The organism is Paenibacillus sp. FSL F4-0243 (genome assembly GCF_037963295.1).
Taxonomy (GTDB): Bacteria; Bacillota; Bacilli; order Paenibacillales; family Paenibacillaceae; genus Paenibacillus_AQ.
The window spans coordinates 772580-794568 of the sequence record NZ_CP150151.1; the positions used below are offsets into that span (position 1 = coordinate 772580).

10 protein-coding genes are annotated in these 21989 nt (G+C 42.8%); all 10 read left to right on the forward strand.

Translation table 11 applies throughout. The annotated features are described in order from the left end of the window. Positions 1–217: 217 nt before the first annotated feature. The 10 genes from NSS87_RS03430 (at position 218) to NSS87_RS03475 (ending at position 21878) form a co-directional block, all read left to right on the forward strand. The gene (locus NSS87_RS03430) at positions 218–3238 is read left to right on the forward strand and encodes a DUF4855 domain-containing protein (protein WP_339244751.1); all 3021 of its coding nucleotides are present in this window, start codon (positions 218–220) and stop codon (positions 3236–3238) included. Between the two features lie 304 nt (positions 3239–3542). Beyond that, the gene (locus NSS87_RS03435) at positions 3543–4112 is read left to right on the forward strand and encodes a hypothetical protein (RefSeq protein WP_339244752.1); all 570 of its coding nucleotides are present in this window, start codon (positions 3543–3545) and stop codon (positions 4110–4112) included. A 484-nt stretch (positions 4113–4596) separates the two neighbouring features. Further along, the gene (scfA, locus tag NSS87_RS03440) at positions 4597–4746 is read left to right on the forward strand and encodes a six-cysteine ranthipeptide SCIFF (RefSeq protein WP_076098734.1); all 150 of its coding nucleotides are present in this window, start codon (positions 4597–4599) and stop codon (positions 4744–4746) included. Positions 4747–4868: 122 nt separating this feature from the next. Continuing rightward, a complete protein-coding gene (gene scfB / locus NSS87_RS03445; RefSeq protein WP_339244755.1) occupies positions 4869–6263 on the forward strand; it encodes a thioether cross-link-forming SCIFF peptide maturase in 1395 nt (464 codons plus the stop codon). Between the two features lie 391 nt (positions 6264–6654). Further along, entirely contained in the window at positions 6655–12657 is a 6003-nt protein-coding gene (locus NSS87_RS03450) for an S-layer homology domain-containing protein (protein WP_339244758.1), read from the forward strand. A gap of 258 nt (positions 12658–12915) precedes the next feature. After that, positions 12916–13233: a hypothetical protein gene (locus NSS87_RS03455; protein WP_339244761.1), complete on the forward strand. Its 318-nt coding sequence runs from the start codon at positions 12916–12918 to the stop codon at positions 13231–13233. A 936-nt stretch (positions 13234–14169) separates the two neighbouring features. Continuing rightward, on the forward strand, positions 14170–16731 hold the full coding sequence (locus NSS87_RS03460; protein WP_339244762.1) for a type I restriction-modification system subunit M: 2562 nt from the start codon (positions 14170–14172) through the stop codon (positions 16729–16731). Beyond that, positions 16731–17960 (forward strand): restriction endonuclease subunit S, encoded by a 1230-nt coding sequence (locus tag NSS87_RS03465; protein ID WP_339244765.1) that lies wholly within the window; start codon positions 16731–16733, stop codon positions 17958–17960. The genes NSS87_RS03460 and NSS87_RS03465 overlap by 1 nt, the downstream gene beginning before the upstream one ends. Positions 17961–17976: 16 nt before the next feature. Beyond that, positions 17977–21063: an HsdR family type I site-specific deoxyribonuclease gene (locus NSS87_RS03470; RefSeq protein WP_339244768.1), complete on the forward strand. Its 3087-nt coding sequence runs from the start codon at positions 17977–17979 to the stop codon at positions 21061–21063. A 284-nt stretch (positions 21064–21347) separates the two neighbouring features. Continuing rightward, positions 21348–21878, forward strand: a complete 531-nt coding sequence (locus NSS87_RS03475; protein ID WP_339244770.1) for a GNAT family N-acetyltransferase — start codon at positions 21348–21350, stop codon at positions 21876–21878. Positions 21879–21989: the final 111 nt, after the last annotated feature.

Sequence of the window (21989 nt, forward strand, 5' to 3'; positions counted from 1 at the left end):
CAACAAGTGTATACCCAATGTCATTAATTATCTATTTGAAAGAAAGGCCACTTTTCATAATGTTACTATAAGGACATTGACATATGTTATAAGCTTCTATGACGTGTCGGAATCTCGGAAGGGAGGAAAGAGCATCGAGGTAAGCTGAAATGGAAGCGCATACCATTTAGGAGATTGATGTTTCTTGACTCAAGAATCAGAAGGGAGTTCGTACGATATGAAGAGGAGTAGAAAATGGGTAGCTCTCATCATGGTTGCGATCATGATCGTAACCATGATGCCGATCGCGCAAGCGGAAGAGGCGCTGCCGCCTACACAGACAGAGGAACAGACACCAGCGAACCCGCCGGGCGAAGCCGATCCGGTCGAGGTGACGAATCCATCACACCTACCGGGAGCGGGTACGGAGGGTGTTATTGCGTCAGTGTATGGGGCGGTATATCACAATCTTGCAGCGGGCTTATCTTATGAGTGGTCGCAAGAGCCGGAAGCTTCCTATCCGGATGAAGGCAACACACTTACGGATGGTATATATGGGGCAAGCAATAGATCCGACGTAGCATGGGTTGGACATCATTTGGGTAAGACACGCGAAGTTGTGTTTGATTTGGGGGCGAAGAAATCACTCACGGGTATTAAAGCCAATTTCCTCGAAGATTGGCCAACGAACAATGTACTCGTGCCACTCACGGTATCGATGTACGTCTCTGATGACAAGGTGAACTGGGGACTGCTCAAAGACAATGCCACGCAGAAGCTGTGGAATGATGGTAAATACACGGAGACCTATGTGTGGGATGGCAGCAAGGACGGTATTAAAGCGATCGGCCCAGATGCGAAAATCGCGTATGCTCGGTACGTGAAAGTAACATTCACAATGCATACGCGTGCAATGACCTTCGTGGATGAGATTGAAATCCTCGGTGAAGAGGGCAAAGTTGCCGGAGCCGTAACTGTTCCAACGCATACGCCGAAATTCTTGGCGGCAGGCGAAGCGACAGCGGGTATCGAGCATCTTGGACTTTTGTATAACGGGCAATATGCGAATGACTTAGGCATCTGGACGAAAGAACGGATCATTCCGAACATTAGTTATGTCGACAAGGACGGCAAGATTAAGGATCGACTCTTCGACGGCGTCCTGTATCTTGGCATTAACTCTCCAAATCCAGGTCGTGATTTCGGCGGGCGGGCTTATCTGGAAGATTGGAAATGGTATCTGGATAAAACCTTTGCGGTAGGCGGCGATATGGATGCGTTAAACGCAGCGGCTAAGGAAGTATCCGATGCGCTGAACGAGTCTGGCGTGAAGGAAAAGGTTGTCCTCATGATTCCGGATCCAGGTGAATCGATCACTAATTTCGGAGCTATTGAACAAGGTGGAGAATCGCTGAACTTTAATGATTCCGTTGGCAAAGAGAAAGCCCTTGCGAACCGTGAAAAAGCAGTTCAATGGTGGCTGCAGCAAGTCAAATCGAGATGGGAAGCAAAAGGTTATGCTAACCTCGAGCTTGTAGGTATGTACTGGTTCGAAGAGCAAATCAGCACAAGCCAATCCGGACCGGATCTGATCCGTTCGGTGAGCAGCACCCTGCATGACATGCAAATTAGCGGCAAGGACCTGAAGTTCTTCTGGATTCCGCACTTCTTCGCTTATAAAGCGTTCATGTGGAAGGATGTCGGCTTCGATGCGGTGACGATCCAACCGAACTACTTCTTCGAGCCGACGGATATCGAGCGCTTGGAGGATTCTGCGAATCTGGCGAAGCAGTATGGCATGTCCAATGAACTCGAGTTCGATGATCGGATGCTGACGGACGGCGTGTTCCGCGAGCGGTATATCGATTACTTGAACAGCGGTGCGAAGACAGGACTCATGAAGGATGGCTTCAAATCGTATTACCAAGGCAACAATGCAGTCTATAACACCGCGGTAAGTAAAGATCCAGCGACACGCGTTCTTTACGACTGGCTGTATCAATTTGTTAAAGGAACGTATCAGGTCAACGAGGCTCCGCCTTCCGAGGTAGACGTGCAGATGAACGGCAATCCGTTCCAGAGCGGGATGAAGCTACCCGATTCAGAATCCGTATCCTTTACATGGAAGCTTAGAACGGATGATGGTCTGACGAAAGTGACGGCGACGTATGACGGCAAGCCTTATACAGCGGGTACCGTTATTTCGCTTGCAGGCAAGCTTGGCAAGCATGAGCTTAACATTACCGTTACGGCGGGGCATATGGTGACTAAGTCATATGTTATCGAAGCAACGACAAATGCATCTGGTATGAAAGCGTTAGTCGACCGCTTCGAACAAGCGAAGCAATTTACCAATTCTGCAACTGTGCGTTCTTTGAACAACTATTTGGAAATGATGAAGCGCTATGAAGGGAAAGATGCAGCGCAAGTCACCAAGTATCTCCAAGGCTTTAACGCAAAGCTGGATGAATTCAAGAAGGCAGGTACGATAAAAGATGAGGCGTACAATACGCTGAAGGAAAGCGTCTATTACCTGATAGGCAATTTGGCGCAGAATAAAACGGTAGAAGCTTCATCGACCGAAGGCAATAATGCGAATTATGCACCGGCTAAAGCCGTCGATGGATTCCCTGCTTCAAGATGGGCGAGCGAATACGTGGACAATACTTGGTTCCTGGTTGATCTCGATGAAGTGAAGGAAATGGATACGGTTCGAATCGATTGGGAATATGCTCGTGCCGATAAATACAAACTTCTTGTGTCGAACGATAAACAGAACTGGATCAATGTCATGCCAAATGACGGAATTATTACCGCGCATGATTGCAAAGAAACGATTCAGTTCAACCCGGTTAAGGCAAGATACATGAAGTTACAAGGCATAAAAAGAGCAACCGATTACGGATATTCCATCCACGAGTTTGGTGTCTATAACCTCTCGGGCGCTGTAGACGTGAAGGGCATTGAGGGCATACAAGTAAAGGTTGACGAGGAAACGAAAAAAGTAACGATTGATGGATTGCTGATGAATGGCGTCCTTACAAATGTGAAGTTGAAGGTGCTTGATCCAAAAGGCAAGGTTCAACTCGAAAATGAGACGAAGAGTACAGTCGCGGGAAGCTTCCAATTCACATTCAAACTTACGGGTAATTTAAAGGGAACCAATGAGGCGTATCTATCGACTGGCTATATGAGCGAGCCTGTAAAAGTGACCTTTGAATACTCAAAAGAAAACCCGGGTAAAGGTCACGATAAGTAATGGAGAAATAATTAATCCAAGCAGCAATACGACCCGCGCTGAAACTTCCTGTACCGGTTATCGAATTATCTGTCCGAGTAAGACTAATAACCGAAGTAAAAACGTTTGAGGCGTAACATAACAAGCCGATTAGGTACCAGACCACGGGGTCTATACCTAATCGGCTTGTTTCTATGTAGACGTGACAAATAGAGGATTAGATTATATCAAGATATTATTCAGGTTTTAGTGGGATTGTATTATGTATTGTATAATAGAACGACTGCCTCAGCAGGTATTTATAATATAGAACATAGGAGGATCCATGTCCTGGAGCAAATTGAAGCAACAACTGGAGAGTTTTCTCTGTCCTGCGTTATACGGCAGGGTTGAATATCGCGCAAGCAGTTACCGTTATTTACCTGATAAATCAGGGGATTGTTATATTTCGGTAGATAAAAAGAACGTACTTAATATGAATGATAGAACTAGCTCAATTAGATGGTATCAGACGGAGCAGGAGATTAAGAATGATACAGATCTTCAAATTCCTATCAACCATGAAGACATTGAAGCGGTTAGAAAAGATAGTAAGGGGATCATCCCGGAGGATCGTTTAATAGTCATTGCAAGAAGCAGAAAAATATCAGAAGTTGCAAAGGCGCTTTTGTCAGCACAGACGTCATTAAGTAAATCGAATTTTATTGTTATAGCTACTAAGTATTTATCTATTTCCATAGAGGAGAGCTTAGAAAGCGACGATATCTTATTGAATATTCTAGCTTTAGTGGACAGACGAGTTGGAAAAAAGCGAATTTTAAACATGAGCGAGAAGATGAAGTTAAAGCATCCAAGTGTGCAATATTTTTATGAACTAAGGCGTAGTATATTATAAAAATAAATAACTTCATTGAATATTCAAGAAACACTCCCTACAAAAATCCCTAATTCTACGCGACTTCTTCCCACCATAACAATAGCCATGATAATGAGAGGGATGTTCGCATATAGTGCATATGGAATCGGAGAATGTCGCTCTACTGGTAAGGAAGGGTACAGTGTTATGAGATCCTTATATTTATTGGACTTTACGGACAAGTTTGAGGAAAAATCGTTATTGAAGAGATGGCATCATTGCTGTCTCTTTTTTGTTTCTTTGGTCACTTTTTTAGCATTGCTCTGACTCTGGTTCCCGCTACGGCATCCTACGATCACAAGTATGAAAGACTGCACGAAAATTAGCGTTGATGCTTATGTTCAAGCTCTCTCTGCTCTGCTAGGTGACGGGAATCATAGACGTACTTACGTGATGTTGCTACGATGTTCCATGGAAATTAAGTGAAAGTGATCACAAGAAATTACAGAAGGAGTTATTTATCGTGAAAAGAATCGTAACACTGAGCACCCGCAAGCTGATGGATACCGCAAAACACGGCGGATGCGGCGCATGCCAGACATCTTGCCAGTCCGCTTGTAAAACTTCCTGCGGCGTTGCAAACCAGAAGTGTGAAAATGCAATGAACAGATAGGATTCGGAATTTTACCGCCCATTACTCTGCTGATGGGCGGCTATTTTTAAGAAATGGATACTATCCCTAAAGGATGGCAAAGCCGTTTCTACTTGTGTGCAAAAGGAGCTTGATTAGTAAGTATGATTCATCAATATAAACTAAACGGATACAATATCGTGCTCGATACCTATAGTGGCTCGGTGCATGTTGTTGATGACCTAGCATATGAAATTATAGCGGATTATGAGAAAACTTCTGTCGAAAAAATCGTGACAATGCTGTTGGATAAATATAAAGATGATTCCAGCATTTCCGAGAGCGACATTCGAGAAACCATCGCGGATATCGAGGAACTTAAAAATGATGGACAGCTCTTTACAAAAGATGAGTATGAGAACCTCTCGCTCGATTTAAAAAAACGGAAAACTTATGTTAAGGCACTCTGCCTCAATGTTGCGCATACCTGTAATTTGTCATGCGATTATTGCTTCGCTAGCCAAGGGAAATACAATGGAGATCGAGCAATCATGAGCTATGAGGTTGGACAAAAAGCTATCGATTACCTGCTTGAAAATTCGGGTCATCATCGTAATCTTGACATCGACTTTTTTGGCGGGGAACCGCTCTTGGCTTGGAAAGTGGTTAAACAGATCGTAGCTTATGCAAGAAGCAAGGAACAAGAATACAAAAAGAAGTTCCGCTTCACCTTCACGACGAACGGGATGCTGCTGAACGATGAGGTCACTGAGTTTTTAAATCAGGAAATGTACAATGTCGTATTAAGCCTGGATGGAAGAAAAGAGGTTCATGACCGACTTCGCCAAACGGTTAACGGAAAAGGCAGCTACGATCATATTGTTCCGAAGTTCAAGGAATTCGTTCGTAAGCGCGGGGACCAAGAGTACTATGTTCGAGGAACTTACACTCGTAACAATGTCGATTTCACCAACGATATATTTCATATCGCAGACCTTGGTTTTGACAAGATCTCTATGGAACCAGTCATCTGTGATCCAAAGGAGCCCTATGCACTTACCGAGGAGGACCTGCCGGAGATATACAACCAGTACGAAATTCTCGCCAAGGAAATGATCGGTCGCGGTGAACAAGGCAAGGGGTTTACCTTTTATCACTACATGCTTGACCTCTCAGAAGGGCCTTGCATCCAGAAGAGAATTACTGGCTGTGGTTCAGGAACCGAATATCTTGCTGTCACCCCTTGGGGAGAGCTTTTTCCTTGTCACCAGTTCGTCGGGGATGAAGAATACAGCATGGGAAACCTCTGGGATGGGATCACACAACCTGAGCTGCAATGTCAATTCCAAGAAAGCAACTGCTACTCGAAGCCGGAATGCAAGGACTGCTGGGCTAAACTCTACTGCAGCGGTGGTTGTCCTGCCAATGCACTGCACGCGACGGGTTCCCTCGTCGGAACCTATGACTTCAGCTGTGACGTCTTCCGCAAAAGAGTCGAATGTTCCATGATGGTAAAGGTTGATGAATCTATTAGAGCGATGGAAGGGCAATCTAGCTAGTTAACGTAACGGATGAAAAAACTCTAACCGAGAAATAGACACTTTTAAATAAAGTGCCTTTCTCGGTTTTTTTTGTATTAACTAGAACTATGATCATAGATCGTTTTTTCCATCGGCAATCAGGATGAGGAATTCAAAACGTGACGGCCTAATCTGTTTAATAGACAGAGAGGGCTTTTTTAATGTGCGAATCTATGATTTTTTATTTGAACACAATTATATATGACTAAAGTCATATTAAATTCGTGATTTAGCGTATATTTTTGTCGAAAAATAAACTATTTTCTAAGAAATGTCGATATAATAGGATAGAAATCTTCTTTTCTGTAGTAACTGCAATTACGGAAGCGTTAACAATTATATGAATAGTCATTCGACAAGGAGGAAAGCGATGTTAAAAAAGTTAGGCAAGATTGGATTGGCATTTATTTTAGTCATTGGGCTGCTGCCGATGATTTCACTCCGGGCATACGCTGCCACACCCTCATTCACCAAAACGGTGGATTTTCCCATTCAGCCTCCAGTTACAAACGCCTCGGGTAAGAATGTTTCTGATGTTGATGTTCTTCCTGACGGAAGTACCGCAGTAGTGTTGAACACATTCGCTTATCAAGGCAATTCCTATGTTTATTCTTATTTTTTAAAGATTTTTGACCGCACGGGAGCACTTAGATCAGATGTTGATCTGAGTAGTCTAATGGATACCTATTACAAAATGATTGATGTGAATATGCTTGCGCTAAGTGATGGAAGGATTCTGATTACTTACCATAAAAGCGACAGCGGCGATAACAATTTGCAATTGGGAACCGTTAGGGAGAGTACTCCCAATGCCTATTTCATGGTGCTAAACCAGTCCGGACAAAAGGTGGTCGGTCAGACACAGATTAATACATACTCTGCCGCAAGTACCCCGGCACTCACGCGCTTTGTCTCTATAACGGAATTGTCTGACGGCAATATAGCTTTTTCCTGGCAACGGAACGACAATATTAGCACGGCTACGCGTGTGTTCACTGTTGAGGGTAACCCAGTTTCGGGAGAAACACTTCTGGTTTCCCATAATGCGAGCATGTCTAATGTATCCGCTGGAGACGGTGTATATATGGTTGCTTACAATTCAGGAGTAGGACCCCAGACGGATACTGTTTATCTGAAAATATTCAGTAATAGTGGAACTCTGTTAAATACGATTAATAAAGGAATAAGAACGGATGAAAAACAGCTGTTTCTATCCACGTTGAACAACGGGAATTTCATGTTCAGCCAATATAACTATAGAAACGACTCATCAACGGTTTCTTTATATGATAAGAACGGTACGAGTAAGGGTGATTTTACAGTAAGCGGCTCTCTAGGCGAATCTTCGGCTGCTATTTATAGGGATGGTGCAAATCCGGGCTTTGTAACCGTAAGTACGGACCCCACTTCTACCAATGCCATCAATGATGCGTACAACTATGGTAAAGAATGGTCTGGAACGCAGTATGCTTACCTGAATTATTATGACAATGACGGTAATTTGGTTTTTACATCGGATCAGCCGTTGGATTCCGCTCCGGTGGTTTTTCAGGGTTACAATGAAGACACTTGGATGTTCGATGTGGAATATTATCCAAGCTTCCGGTTGTATCCTACCTTTGGCGACAAGCTTGTCTTGGTGACAACCGATAATACGGACGCTGATCATTATAGAATAACCGCCAAAATATTTGAGGCGGGAGCTCCGGCACCAGCAGCCATCATTGACTATGCAGCGGAGCAACTGACCGGACTGACGCCAAACAGCGCGTATTCGGTTAACAACGGTACGGCGGTAACGGCGACAGCGGATGGTAAGCTGGCTATAGACATCAGCTGGTTTGGAACGTCAGTGAGCATCGTGAAGAAAGGCGATGGTTCGACGACAACGGATAGCCCAGCACAAACGCTGATTATTCCATCCCGTCCAGGGGCGCCGACTGGTGTAACGGCGACGAATGAAACGGCGATAAGTGCTAACGATGGTACATTGACTAACGTAACAACTGCGATGGAGTACAAGAAGGGTGTGGCGGGTACTTGGACGAATATTTCAGGTGCGACCGTAACTGGACTTGATCCGGACATCTACTATGTCCGGACAAAAGCGACGGTGACGGCGTTTGCGTCAGAAGCGAAGAGCGTGACGGTGGCTACGTTCGTGGCAACACCGGAAGTGACACCGGCAGCCATCATTGATTATACGGCAGAGCAGTTAACCGGTCTGGTGCCAAACGGCTCGTATACGGTGAACGGTACGGCAGTAACAGCGACAACAGATGGTAAGCTGGCCATTAACAGTGGTTGGTTGGATACGTCGCTGAGCATCGTGAAAAAAGGCAATGCCTCGACGACATTGGATAGCGCGGCGCAGACGCTAAGCATTCCGCCTCGTGCAGGGGCGCCGACTGGTGTAATGGCGACGGATGAAACGGCGATCAGTGTTAACGATGGTACATTGACGAACGTGACAACCGCGATGGAATACAAGAAGGGTACAGCAGGTGCATGGACGAATGTAGCAGGTGTAACCGTAACAGGACTTGTTCCGGACACGTATTATGTGCGGACAAAAGCAACGGCGACGGCATTTGCTTCAGAAGCGCAGAATGTTACGGTGGCTACTTTCGTGCCAACGCCGGAAGTAACACCTATAGCCACCATTGATTATGCGGCAGAGCAGTTATCAGGCTTGACGCCAAGTGGCTCGTACACAGTAAACGGGGCTTTGGTAACAGCGACAGCTGATGGCAAATTAGCTATTGATAGCAGTTGGTTGGGAACGTCACTGAGCCTTGTGAAGAAGGGCAACAGTTCGACGACTACGGATAGCGCAGCACAGACGCTGAGCATTCCGATCCGTCCAGGGGCGCCGATAGGTATAACGGCGACAGACGAAACGGCGATGAATGCTAACAATGGTACATTGACGAACGTGACAACGGAGATGGAATACAAGAAGGGTGCGGCAGGTGCATGGAAAGATGCGACGGGTGTAACCGTAACGGGACTGACTCCGGACACGTACCATGTGCGGACGAAAGCGACGGCGACGGAATTTGCGTCAGCTTCAGTGCAAGTGGCGGTGGTTGCTTTTGTAGCAACACCGGAAGTGGCGCCGACAGCTGTTATTGATTATTCGGCCGAACAATTGACAGGTCTCACGCCAAACAGCTCGTACACAGTAAACGGAGCTTTGGTAACAGCGACAGCAGATGGCAAATTAGCTATTGGTAACAGTTGGTTGGGAACGTCGCTGAGTATTGTGAAGAAAGGCAATGGCTCGACGACAACGGATAGTGCGGCGGAGACGTTAAGCATTCCGTCCCGTTCAGGGGTGCCGACTGGTGTAACGGCGACGGATGAAACAGCGATAAATGCCAACGATGGCAAATTGACGAACGTAACAACCGTGATGGAATACAAGAAGGGCACAGCAGGGGCATGGACGGATGTGTCAGGCACAACCGTGACAGGACTTATTCCGGACACATATTATGTGCGGACGAAAGCGACTTTGACAGCATTTGCCTCAGAAGCGAAGATCGTGACGGTGGCTACGTTCGTGCCAACGCTGGAAGCAACACCGACAGCCATCATTGACTATGCGGCAGAGCAGTTGACAGGCTTGACGCCAAGTGGCTTGTACATGGTAAATGGTTCAGCGGTTACGGCGACAGCAGATGGTAAGCTGGACATTAATAGTAGTTGGATAGGAACATCGCTAAGCATCGTGAAGAAAGGCAACAGCTCGACGACAACGGATAGTGCGGCGCAGACGCTAAGCATTCCGTCCCGTTCAGTGGCGCCGACTGGTGTAACAGCAACGGGTGAAACGGGATTGAACACAAACGATGGTACATTAACGAATGTTACTACTGAGATGGAATACAAAAAAGGTACAGCAGGTGCATGGACAGATGTACCTGGTACAAGCGTGACGGGGCTTACTCCAGAAACGTATTATGTGCGGACGAAAGCAACAGCGACGGCATTTACGTCGGCTTCGGTGCAAGTGACGGTATCGGCATTCACGAAAATGCCAGAAGCGACGCCAGCGGCCGTCATCGACTATGCTACTGAACAGTTGGCAGGCCTGACGCCAAGTGGCTCATACATGGTAAACGATACAGCGATTACGGTGCCAGTAGATGGCAAGCTGGAAATTGATAGCAGCTGGTTGGGAACGTCACTGAGCATCCTTAAGAAAGGTGACGGTTCAACAACTACGGATAGTGCGGTACAGACGTTAAGCATTCCAGCTCGTGCAGCGGCTCCGGTAGGTGTGACTGTCACGGATGTGACGTACAATGGGGCTAATAATGGCACCATTCAGAATCTGACAGTCCAAATGGAATACAAAATAGGCAGCACTGGTCTTTGGACAGAAGTTACAGACACAATGATTACTGACCTTGCGCCGGACACGTATTATGTTCGGGAAAAGGCAACGGCAACAGCATTCGCTTCTATTGCTGCTCAGGTTATCGTTCATGACTCGAATGCGGTCATTCCGTCCGCGCCTGAAGTCACGGCTGATGATCTGAACAATACGATTGTTGGTCTGGACACAAGTATGGAATTTTCAGTGGACGACGGACCATATATACGGTTCGACGGAACCAACTTGCCGGACTTGAGCGGTGAACACATCGTTAAGGTACGGGTGGTAGCTAGCGGGTCCGTTCCAGCGGGACCGTCAACTACGCTGACCTTTACAATTAATATGTTTAACCCTGCGGGTGGCTTGAACGTGATTGCCATCGATCCAAGTGGCTCGGCCAATAACGGCTATACGCAAATCACCGTTACGCCTGCACTGGCTGAAGGACATAAGCTCTTTTATAAGAACTTTGGCGCTGGTAGCATCGTCGTACCAAATGTGGGAGATGTCCTGACTGGATACATGCTTGTAGGCATTGAGGGATTGGTTCCTGCGGCCAATGGGGATACAATTGGGATTGCAGAACTAGATGCTGACGGCAAGGTGGTAAAATACGGTAGTGCAACAGCCGCTGTGGCGGCTGACACCGTAACACCTGGTACTGATCCGGACAGCCCAGGATCCGGAAGCAACTCGAATAGCGGAACAACCCCCGGTAATGCGAACACAGTCGTTACCGATGTGATCGTCCTTGTTAACGGTAAGGAAGAGAACGCGGGCAAAGCAACAACAACGACCTTAGGAAACGTGGCAACAACTATTATCGTCGTCGACCCAGCTAAACTCCAAGCGAGGCTGGACGCGGAAGGTAATGGGGCGGTGGTGACCGTTCCGGTGACGCAGGATTCCAACATCATCGTCGCTGAGTTAAATGGCCAAATAATTAAGAACATGGAGAACGCATCGGCTACCCTAGTGTTTCAGACAAGCAAAGGTACTTATACTTTGCCAGCCGACGAAATCAATATTGATGCGTTAGCAAAAAAACTTGGAAGTGGCTTGAAGCTGGAAGATATCACACTGAAGATTACGATCAGTGAGACCTCGGCATCTATGAACCAGGTAGTGGCAGGTACTGCAAGTAGAGGTGGCTTTACACTCGTTGCACCGTCACTAGATTTCACTGTTACCGCTACTTACGGTACATCGACAGTGGAAGTGAGTCAGTTCAATGCTTACGTAGAGCGGATAGTGGCACTTCCAGGTGGTACTGATCCAAACCAGATTACGACTGGCGTCGTTGTGGAGCCAAATGGCACAGTGCGCCATGTACCGACCAGATTCGTTCTGAAGGACGGCAAATACTACGCAGTTATTAAGAGTGTGACGAATAGCTCGTATTCGGTGATCTGGCATCCACTGACTTTTGCGGATGTGGAGAATCATTGGGCGAAGGACGCAGTGAACGATATGGGATCACGTCTGGTGATTAACGGAGTGAACAAAACGACGTTTAACCCGAACGCAGATATTACCCGAGCGGAGTTCGCGGCGATCATCGTACGCGGTCTGGGACTGAAGCTTGGGGAAGGGAAGACAGCATTTGTGGATGTACCAGATAATAGCTGGTATGCAGGAGCGGTTGAAACGGCATCCGAGTACGGTCTGATCACCGGTTTTGAGGACGGGACATTCCAACCCAATGTTCCAATCACTCGCGAGCAAGCCATGAACATTATCGCTAAAGCGATGAAGTTAACTGGCCTTGCGGACCAGACTGGCACAGTAGATGCGACAAGCATACTTGCTGCTTTTACAGATGCAGGAAACATAGGTGTCTGGGCTAAGGACAGCCTGGCGCTTGCCGCCAAAGCTGGCTTGATCAGCGGCCGTGGCGACAATAAGCTGGAGGCAAAGGCTAATGTCACCCGTGCGGAAGTGGCAGTACTGATTCAGCGGTTGTTGCATAAGTCGGGGCTTATTGATTAGAGCGAAGTGAGTAATGGAAGAGCGGGTTCAGCATAGGGCTGAATCCGCTTTTTTGTGGTTTGGTTAGTGTATTCTTTGGTCTATCTTGGATAGCCGCCATGTCTGGAATTGAAGTGCCAATAAAATACGAAAGTAATAACGGAGTTACGGTTCAAATTTATTTTATAGATCTGAATAAGAGGAGTGGAAGTAAAGGTAATGTAGGTACTATAAGATTATCGGATAGAGTTAAAATTACATATCACTCCAAAATTAAGGATGGGTAAAAAAAGAGCCAGACTGCAATTTTTCGTAGTTCCATTAGAAGTGGGCGCGAAAATCCATACAACTGTGACCGCATCAGACTCAAATGCTATCTTGCCATTGCAAGAAGCACATGGCTATGATTTAGCTCAAAGTTTATTCACTCAACAAAGAAATCTTGTTTTCGAAGGTCTTACCGACTACTGGTATATAGAAACAGTTTCTGAAATCCTACGTAGTGATAATATTGTTAGCTTAAATGATAAAATCGCCCTTATTCCCGCGGGAACTGCAAGCAAAGTTTTTTTATGCAACCATTCTAAAATCTCATAATCTTAAGGTAGCAGCTTTGTTTGACTCTGATCCCGTGGGGGAGCAAGCGGCGAAGCAAGAAAATCTAATAATTATATTGCCATTGAGACGCACGTAGAAGAGGTCACGGTCGATTTGGTCCATCTCATACAAGGAAATGTAATTTCGCTTGTTTTCCTCCAGTTTTGCAATTCTGACTTTCACGCAAGAGATCCTCATGTAAAGGCTAATTCACCCTATCTTTTGCTCGTTGACACCTTTCCCAATTGCTTTCAGTAATTGGGGCCTGATTAGAACGTTCTGAATTCTATCTATCACTACTTGCTCGGGGTTGATTCTAATAGTTCATAAAGTAATTTTGATAGTTATTAATTTATAAACCTCCACATCTAATATAATCAAATTAATAATATATGTAAGAAAAAACATTCGATACGTTTGATTAAAAGCATAGGAGAATAGAGTAAGAGGTTGTTTGGAACAGATAGAAAAATTATATGCTAGTTTGTTAGATATGTTACCCCGGGCTTGTAAGTAACTAATTCTTATGGAGCAGTAGCTTCTTTCACGTGCGGAGTTGTTTAATCTGCTAATATGTGGATGTCACCACCGAGATTGAATGTTTTTTCAAGTCAATTTTGAAACATGATCTATAACGGTTAAATAATGGGGAAATCGTTTAACACAGGTTGATTAACACCCATATACATTAAGGCAGTTTTTTTGGCAACATGATAGAATAAAGTATAAGTTTACAATTTCTAATTGTAGAATGGGTCTTGAGATGGATAAAATATATAAAATTTTAACTGAATTTACAGTAGCGATCCGCTCTAATCGAGACAAAGGAGAGACATTGGGGATTACCGTAAATTTGACGATATATGTTTGGTGCTTGAGATTAATTTAGGCGACATTATTGGGTTGAACAAACGAAAAATCAATGGAGGATACAAAGTGATTACATCAGAAGAAATTAAACGTAGATTATGGGACGGAGCAAATGAATTACGCGGCTCAATGGATGCTAGCCGTTATAAAGATTACATGCTTGGTTTGATGTTCTATAAGTTTTTGAGTGATAAAACGTTGGAAGAATTCAAAATAAGCAGCGATTTAGGGCAAATAACTGAATCTGAATTAGTAGAGGAGTATGTAAAGGCAAAAATAGAATACGGTGAAGAACTAGATAAAATGCTTCAAATGGCACTTGGCTATTATGTTGCTCCTGAATATCTCTACCAATCGTGGTTAAAAGACATTAATTCGGGAAATTTCGAAGTTCAAAAAGTAACGGATAGCTTGAATAATTTCGAGCGCACAATTGCTGTATCTAGTGATTCTAGTGACTTCAAAGGATTGTTTTCAAGTTCGACACTTGATTTAACGGATACTGCTTTAGGTAGCAATCTAAACGAACGTAGTAAAAACATTAAGTCTCTAATTTTGCTGTTTGCAGACTTGAACATGGTAGCATTGCAAAAAGGCGATGTATTAGGTGATGCGTATGAGTATCTTATCGGTCAGTTTGCAATGGAGTCAGGGAAAAAGGCAGGGGAGTTCTACACGCCCCATCAAGTCAGTGAAGTCATGGCACAAATTGTAGCGAAAATGTCTGATGTTAAGACAATCTATGACCCCACTGTTGGTTCTGGTTCGCTACTTTTGACGGTTAAGAAGCATTTAGGTAAAGAAGTCCAAAAGGATTTGAGCTATTACGGGCAAGAAAAGAATACAGCTACCTATAACTTGACTCGTATGAATTTATTACTTCATGGTGTCCGTCCAGAAAAAATGACGATTAAAAATGGGGACACGCTTTCGCATGATTGGCCCGAAGACCCAGAACGTCCGAATGAAGGTGTACAGTTTGATGCAGTCGTTATGAACCCACCGTATTCCGTAAAAGGTTGGAACAAAGCAGGATTAAAAGTCAGTGACCCACGTTTTGAAATTGCCGGGGTATTGCCGCCAGATTCTAAGGGGGATTTTGCTTTCCTTTTACACGGATTATTTCACTTAGGTAAAAATGGTACAATGGCGATTGTCTTGCCTCACGGCGTTTTATTTCGTGGTGGGGCTGAGGGAGCGATTCGTGAAAGGCTATTAGAGAAAAACTACATTGATAGTATCATTGGCTTGCCGAGTAGCCTATTCACCAATACATCTATTCCAGTATCCGTGATGATATTGAAGAAGGGTCGTAAAATAGATGAGCCTGTTTTGATTATTGATGCCTCTCGCAGTTTTATTAAAGTCGGCAAACAGAATGTTCTACAAGAAAAAGACATTGCAAAAATTGTGGATACATATGTTGAGCGTAGAGAAGAAAAGGGTTATAGCTGTTTGGCGAAACGTAAAGATATTCTCGAAAACCAATATAACATGAACATTCCTCGCTATGTTGAAGTAATAGACGAAGAAATTCCCCAAGATGTGGATGCACATTTACTTGGTGGGATTCCTCAACAGAATATTGAAGACTTGAAGGTTTTGCAGTCTGCAGTGCCAGATATTTTAGTACAGTCTTTGAAGGAAGTTCGTAATGGTTATGTTGAACTTTTGAAACCAGTTGAGGAAATATCTAAGGAAATATTAAGTGACACTCGCATTGTTGCAAAATCGAAAGAAATCGAAAGCAAAGCAATATCATATGTTGATAAGTATTGGGACATTTTACGAGTCGTAGACAACAACAGCAATTCGAATCAGTTAATGGATGACATGCTTGTTGAAATTAAGACGTTTTTGGCGGAGTTTAACTATATTGATGTTTATAACGGGTATCAGATTGTGGCGGAGATTTGGAAAAATTCATTGGTCCATGATACAGAAATTATCGCATTGAGTGATTTCTATACGGCAGGACGAACTCGTGAGCCTAATATGGTGACGAAAGGATCAGGCGATAAAAAACGTGAAGAGCAAGATGGTTGGGTTGGTATGATCGTGCCGAATCAGTTGATAGAAAAACGTCTGTACAGTGATGAGTTAAAAGGAATTGAAACTAAGAAAATGCGTATCCAAGAAATTGAAAATGAACTTTCGGACTTAGTAGAGGCTGCGAAAGTTGAAGATAGCGATGAAGCCGATGCTTTAGGTGGAATCTTAAATGAAGCTGGCGAGGCTTTTGAAAATAAGTCGGTTAAGTCGGAATTAAAGAAAGCAAGCAAAGGAACCGATGAATATAAACTATTGAAAAATATTGAGGAGTTATTTACAGATAAATCAGCACTTAGCAAAGCAGTAAAAGAGGATGAGAAAGCACTCAAAGAAGCTGTACAAGAACGTATTCTGACATTAACAAATGAAGAAATTGATAGATTGATATATGAAAAATGGTTCGGCAACACAGTGGAAACCATTGTCGGTTTGGCAGAGTTACCACTAAAAACAGAGCTAAACATGCTACAGATGTTGCACGATCGTTATGCCGATACTTTGTCAGCACTTGACGAGGAAAGTCGTGACTTGGAATCGGCGTTTGAAGTATTGTTGAGTGAATTGGTGGTGAGATAATGACTGAACAAACAGATTTAGTACCAAAAAGACGATTTAAGGGATTTCTAAATAGCCACGCTTGGGAACAGCGTGAGTTGGGTGAGTTAGGTTCAGTTGCCATGAATAAACGCATATTTAAGGAGCAAACTGCTGAATCTGGAGAAGTTCCTTTTTATAAAATTGGAACATTTGGTGGAAATCCTGACGCATTTATTTCCCGTGAGTTATTTGAGGCGTATAAAGCCAAGTACTCCTATCCAAAAGTTGGTGACATTTTGATTTCTGCTTCTGGAAGTATTGGACGAACTGTTGAATACACAGGGAAAGACGAGTATTTTCAAGATTCTAATATTGTTTGGTTGAAACATGATGAAAGACTTGATAGTTCATTTCTGAAACAGTTTTACTCAATCGTGAAGTGGCAAGGACTTGAAGGTAGTACAATTAAAAGGCTATACAATAAGAACATTCTAGATACAAGAATTAGCGTTCCATCGCTTTCAGAACAAAAGAATATTGGACAATTTTTCAGTCTACTAGACCACCTCATCACCCTTCATCAGCGTAAGTTAGAAAAGACGAAAGCCTTAAAAGCTGCTTATCTTTCTGAAATGTTTCCCGCTGAAGGTGAGAGTGAGCCAAAACGGAGATTTGTGGGGTTTACTGGAGCTTGGGAACAGCGTGAGTTAGAGAAGATAACCTTAAAAATTGGAAGTGGAAAAACCCCCAAAGGTGGAGAATCTTCATACGTTTTAGAAGGTATTCCACTACTTAGATCTCAAAATGTCTATGATGATTTAATTGACTTAAATGATGTGGCATATATTACTCCTCAAACTGACGAAGAAATGAAAAATAGTCGAGTGGTTAAGAATGATGTATTGCTTAATATTACGGGCGCTTCGATTGGTAGAACTGCAGTTTATCGCCATTCTAGCCCCGCAAATGTTAATCAGCACGTTTGTATCGTTAGACCAGCTGAAGGTTATAGTTCAGACTTTATTCAATTAAACTTGACATCTCCTAAAGGTCAACAACAGATTGATAATAATCAAGCAGGTGGTGGCCGTGAAGGATTAAACTTCCAACAAATTGGAAAAATGAGCTTTGCATTTCCATCTATTGAAGAACAAGACCAAATCAGTGAATTGCTCAAAAAACTAGACCACCTCATCACCCTTCATCAGCGTAAGTTTGAAAAACTACAAAATCTAAAAAAGGCATATCTAAATGAGATGTTTGTATAGAAGGGGGGAATAACCTGTGAGTGATACACCAAAAAATGCGTCAGAGAAAACGTTTCAAGAGAATTTTGTCAAAGAACTCATTAGGTATAAATGGGATGCACCTGACTTTCTAAATGGTAACAAGCAAAAAGTTACTGTTTCTGACTTGGTTAATCATTGGCGCAGTGAACTCAACCGTATTAATGCAGACCAACTTGAAGGTGTGGAATTGACAGATAATGAGTTCAGCCAAGTGATGGCTAAAGTCCATCAAATCAGTAACAGCTACGAAGCTGCAAAGATACTAGCGATTGAAGAATCAAAAGGCAAGATTGACGGCATTTACCGCGACGACAATCCAATAATTACGAGAAAACAAATCACCTTGACGATTTTCAAAAAAGCAGAAGTCCGTGGTGGAGACTCTAGTTATCGAATTGCTAGAGAAGTACAGACACCTAACAATAACCGTTTTGATATCGTCTTATTGATTAACGGCTTGCCGCTTATCAATATCGAGCAAAAACGGACTGATAAAACGCTAGATGAAGCATTTGGACAGTTTATGCGCTACTATCGTGACGGTGAATACAATAATAACTTCATGGCGTTTTCACAGATGATGGTCATTACTTCTGAAATCGCTACTCGTTATTTCGCTACACCAAAAACATATGAAGACTTTAACCCTAGTTTCGTTTTCCATTGGGCGGATAAGAAAAATAATGTTGTAAACGATTGGGAAAAAGTAATTGGACAATTTCTGATGATTCCTATGGCGCATCAGATAGTAGGCGATTATTTAGTTATTGATGAAGCACGTGAGGAAGAAAACAGACGACATATGCTTATGCGTCCTTATCAAGTCCATGCCCTGCAAGCCGTTGAAGGTGCTGCATTTGGTTGGGACAACGATGATAAGTTACCTCATGGCGGTTTTGTATGGCACACGACTGGTTCAGGAAAGACGATTACCAGCTTCAAAACAGCTTTGTTTTTATCGACTAGAGCAGGATTTGATAAAGTCATCTTTCTTGTTGATCGGCGTGAACTAGACAATCGGACGAGCGAGAACTTCAAAGCATATGCAGCTTATGAGTCGGTTTCTGTTGATGATACACAACACACCTATCAGTTAAAAAAGATACTTAAATCAGCTAAAAATGGCATTGTGGTGACAACAACATTCAAACTAAATAATGTAGTGAAGGAACTAGAAGAAGCTCACGATGCTAGTTTGGCGGATAAGAAATTTGTATTTATTATTGATGAAGCACATCGTACAACAATGGGACAGATGATGGGGAGCATAAAGAAATATTTTAAGAAAAATGGACTCTTCTACGGTTTTACAGGTACGCCTTTATTTGATGAAAACTTGATCAAAGGAATGATCAACGAAAAAAGCGAAGTCATTAATACGACCGAAAAGCTATTCGGGCCTAATTTGCATGAGTATACGATAGAACAAGCGATTGCAGATAAAAACGTACTAGGCTTTCACGTTGATTATATCAATACGGGAGAGTTTAAAAGTTACGAAGATTTGAGAGAACAGCTTATCGAGAAAATTAAAGAAGAACACCCAGATAAACTAGAAAGAGATATTGAACGTCAAGTTCAAGCATTTTCAGAAGTTGACGTTGAAAAACAAGCGAAGAAAAACAAATTACTAATTTATCAAGATGAAACACATATTCCACGTGTAGTTGAAGAGATTCTGAATAACTGGGAATCACAATCACAAAATAGGGAATTTAATGCGATTTTGACCGTCGCTTTTAAAAATCGAGTGATGGCTTATTATGATGAATTTAAGAAGCAGCTGACGGAGCGTGGGGAAATATTAAATATCGCTATGACCTTTAGTTTTGGGAATGAAAATGACACTACGCCACTTGACCCTAAGATTGTAAAAGCTATGTTTAAGGACTATGCTGTATTTACGGGCATTGAATTTGTCGCTGGTGATAAAAAACATGGTGAGGATGCTTACTTTGAAGATGTTGTGGAACGTGCCACGAGGGGTGGTAGCGGGCGTAACACTAAGAACATAGACCTTGTGATTGTGGCAGCTCAACTACTAACAGGCTATGATTCTAAGCGGCTTAATACCCTTTATGTTGACCGCTCTTTTGAACTTCAAAGTTTAATCCAAGCCTATTCACGAACAAACCGTATATTTGGTTTTACTAAAGAGTTCGGAACGATTATAAACTTCCAATATCCACGGATCACCGAGGAAACTGTTAATGAGGCATTGAGGTTATATAGTAGTGGTGGAAAGAGCAGTAAGGCAATTGTTGATACCTATGTAACCGCGGTACAAAAGCTAGAGATCAAAGTTGTGAAACTGCTTCCTACTTTACCTAACCCTACAGACTGGCAGACAATTAAAGATGATGAAGTGGCAAAAGAAGCATTTATACTTTCTTTTGAGAATGTCGCCGAACAGTTGAATTTGGTTCAACAATATTATGAGTATAAGTGGAATGACGGTTCATTTGGGATTGATGAGCATACTTGGTTGCAATATGTCGGTGCGTATAAAAACTTAACTTGGCAGCCAGGAACTCCTCCATCCCCGCCCACACCAGTTAATACGCTTGTTGGAAAAACGAAGTTAGCGGGAACACAAGTAATCGATGCAAATCATATTCTTAGTTTAATCGGTTCAAAAGTTACCTCGCCATATGGTGTTCAAACGGTAGATAAAGAAACACTCCGTATTATTTATGAACAGATTCAAGAGTTGAGTAATATGGGGGAACATGAGCAAGCCCAGTTATTGAAGGAATTTGTGGATAATGAGCTTGTGCCTGGTAAAATATCAAGCCGGTTCAATTTTGATGAAGCATATGAACATTGGAAAGTAAGTAAGCTACAGGATGCGGTAAATGATTTTGCGGTGGAGTGGGGATTAGATAGCACAACGCTTAAAAAATCAGTACTTGCTTATTCTACTGCACAACCTACTGTTGTTCCTTATATTCATGATCTCATTAGAAGTGTGGACTTCGATAAAGCAATTAATAAATCAGCAGGAAATAAGTTGAAGCATAATATGATACTAACAGCCAGACTTGCAGAGCGGATTGCTGAAATTAAGCAAAAATACAATTAACGGATGATGGCTTAGAATAGATTATAAGCATAGAATAATCTGTAAGATAGAATATGTATTAGTTGAGTCGAGGAAAAATATTCCTCGGCTCTTCTTTATTTATGCTGCCTGAAACGCTTTGTAATTAACATTTGATTCATACGAAATATTCACTGTCATATTTGGACAATAGAAGAATATCTTAATACTATTAATCTTTATAAAAATAGGGGGGATTCTCAATAAATCTGGGAGAACGTTTATATTGGGGGGATATAAGGTGGCAACCGAAGATTACAAAAACATTGAATAATATCCCTAATACATTTTTTATTTCTCTTGAAGAAAAAATTGGATCTAATTTAGGTTGCGACATTAATATACGTCGTAGTGAAATTGAAAAAGAAGAAATAACTGTTTATATCAATGGACAAGGCAGACCTGGTATAAATTTTCATTTAGCAATGTGGTTATATGAGCGAAAATCGATAGGAGCATCGCATATTTTCAGACCTACCGTAGAGATTGTTCAATTTTATGTTAATCCTAAAGGACAAGGGATTGGTTCTAAGGTTATAGAAACATTAATTAATCATCTGGAAGACCTCGAGGATGGTTTTGAGATGCTGCTGCTGACAGCTCAAGATGAGCAAGCTGCGAAATTTTGGAGGAAAGTAGGCTTCCAGGTTATTGAACATACATCTACAAATATGCCAAGCATGACTCGGAAATTAAGTTTAAAACCAAAAGTTAACAAGATCTCTGTTAATGTTGCATATCGAAGTGGTTCGAGCGGTGATAAGATACTAGTGGATGAATTTGATATTTTTTGGTGAACAATATTTGGCTGCTGCGCACCTTTCTTTATAATGCTAGAGAGAAGCAATTGCTTAGTGAGCTTAATTGTTTTGGATATTTTTTCATCAATCTTATCTCGAGGATCGGAA